The sequence below is a fragment of the Delftia sp. ASV31 genome (assembly GCF_016428765.1).
Taxonomy (GTDB): Bacteria; Pseudomonadota; Gammaproteobacteria; order Burkholderiales; family Burkholderiaceae_C; genus Comamonas; species Comamonas acidovorans.
Genome location: NZ_JAELTK010000298.1, coordinates 1 through 314 on the forward strand (window position 1 = coordinate 1; position 314 = coordinate 314).

Annotated in this window: 1 pseudogene; it reads left to right on the plus strand. The window is 75.2% G+C overall.

The features are described 5' to 3' along the window. A pseudogene (locus JHD82_RS30180) lies at positions 1 to 314 on the plus strand (hypothetical protein); the annotation flags it as partial.

A 314-nucleotide genomic window follows, 5' to 3' on the forward strand; every position in this document is an offset into this window, starting at 1 on the left:
CCCCCCCCCCCCCCCCCCCCCCCCCCCCCCCCCCCCCCCCCCCCCCCCCCCCCCCCCCCCCCCCCCCCCCCCCCCCCCCCCCCCCCCCCCCCCCCCCCCCCCCCCCCCCCCTTTTTAATGATACGCCCACCACCGAGATCTACACTGTTCGCATTTCGTCGGCAGCGTCAGATGTGTATAAGAGACAGGCCGTGCACGCCATCAACCCCGGCATCCGCATCGACTGCCGTCAGCAGCGCGCCGACGACGCCCTGCTCGACGAGCTCGTGCCCCAGGCCAGCCTGGTGCTGGACTGCACGGACAACTACCGCACG